Raw genomic sequence first — 1839 nt, 5'->3', positions numbered from 1 at the left:
GGGAGATGGAGCAGAGGAGTATTTTTACAACCTCTACGAATATGAAGACGGCACAAGAGAGTGTGAAAAGTTTGACGGTGGCCAGTATTATACCACACCAGAAAATGCGGATTTTAGTACCAAAGCGCAAGTGAAAGCATGGGTTTACGGTGGTGGTATTCCGAAAAGCATTCTCAATTACGAACCTCTTATAGACGAGATCAATAAAGAGATCAAAAAATTACCGAAAACCACAGGAAATAAATATGTTTACAGATAAACAGCTAAGAGCCTTGTTTGGCATTATAACTTTTATATTTTTATGTTTTTTAGGAATTAAAAAAAATCCCTACTTTATTCAAAGTATTTTGATATTTGCATCTTTTGGTTTGATAATAGTAACAAATATTTTTGTAATTTTATGCAATTCTAATATTCCTTTTGAATTGCAAAATAATCCAAAATATAAACATGATGATTCAACGGGTTGGGTGATCCTAACACATGATTTACAACAATATATGCAGAGACTTTTAAAGCTAATAAGTTTAGCGCTTGTCGTTTTAATTTTCCCAAGTAGCTATAAAGAAACGGTTCCTTTATCTGTCATTTCTAAGTACGTGCAGCATAAGCTTTCTTTTCCATTGGATACTGTACTTTGGTACTCAGATATTGCTCTTTGGTACTATTTTTTATGCTGTGTATTGTTTCTTATGTTACGTACACGCAGTTTAATAAATATATCCATTTACACACTACAGTGCTCAGTTAAAAAGCCATAGTAAAATTCCCGATTTTATAAAACTGTTTAGATTACGTTGTCTCTTCTCAACGTTCGATAAAATCAACAAGAGCATAAAAAACTATCGGAAGCCGCTTGACATTATTTCTGTAATGTATATCTTTGGTATTAGGTGCCTCAAAAACACCTTAAACGAACAGCGGATAGATTGCCGACACAATTTTTCTTCCGCACATTAAAGGCTTTGACTCATTGTATGTTACACGCATATAATGGCATTGTCGGGTGTAGTTGCGCTATACAATACCCTTATGGGAAAAGCGTAACGACGGACTGTTCGCCGTGTTTTTGAGCACCCGGCATTCTTTATTGAGTGTCAATCAAAAACGTCTAATCGAACAGGAGTTCACATGAACACTCTCATAGAAATTAGAGAACAGGTTATTGATCAGGAAACTGTTCAAACAGTAAATGCACGTGATTTGCACGCATTTTTGGAAATTACATCAAAATTTGCAGACTGGATTAAAAATCGCATTAAAGAATGTAAGTTTCTGGAAAATATAAACTTTATAACGCTTTCTAAAAATTTAGAAAACGGTGGAAAGGTAAAAGAATACCACATTACATTAGACATGGCTAAACATCTTTCGATGATAGAGCGTAATGATAAAGGGCATGAAGCGCGTCAATACTTTATCAAATGTGAACGGCTTTTGAAACAAGTAGCAACACCACAAGTTGACTACTCCAAACCCGAAGCATTACTTGGTGTCTTAAATCACTTACAAAATCAAATCGAGCAAAAGGATAACACCATTGCTGGATTGACTCCAAAAGCAAAAGCTTTGGAAGGTTTAAAGCGCTCTGATGGGTTGTTTGGTCTTATCGAAGCAGCGAAAATGCTTGAAGTACGACCAAAGGACTTAACCGATTATTTGCGTAAACATGACTGGGTGTATCGACGGGCTCCAGGGGCGCCGCTGTTACCTTATCAGGATAAGATAAAGAAAGGATTCATGGATTGTCCCGCTATTACCATTCAAAGACCGGATGGTACAGAAAAGGTGCTCCCTTCAACAAAAATCACACCAAAAGGATTGGCATGTTTGAGAGAA

At 36.2% G+C, this 1839-nt stretch carries 3 protein-coding genes; all 3 read left to right on the top strand.

Translation table 11 applies throughout. The annotated features are described in order from the left end of the window. A partial coding sequence (locus ACFIME_RS08930; RefSeq protein ID WP_375684826.1) for a hypothetical protein occupies positions 1-259 on the top strand: 259 nt, incomplete at its 5' end. Then, a complete protein-coding gene (locus ACFIME_RS08925; protein ID WP_375684825.1) occupies positions 246-761 on the top strand; it encodes a hypothetical protein in 516 nt (171 codons plus the stop codon). The genes ACFIME_RS08930 and ACFIME_RS08925, both read left to right, overlap by 14 nt. Positions 762-1131: 370 nt before the next feature. Next, a partial coding sequence (locus ACFIME_RS08920) for an antA/AntB antirepressor family protein (protein ID WP_375684824.1) occupies positions 1132-1839 on the top strand: 708 nt, incomplete at its 3' end.

Origin of the sequence: Bartonella sp. AP1QHHD, from assembly GCF_042196265.1 — a bacterium.
Classification (GTDB): Bacteria; Pseudomonadota; Alphaproteobacteria; order Rhizobiales; family Rhizobiaceae; genus Bartonella.
The sequence above is the reverse complement of the archived record's forward strand: the minus strand, read 5'-3'. Positions and strand labels throughout refer to the sequence as shown.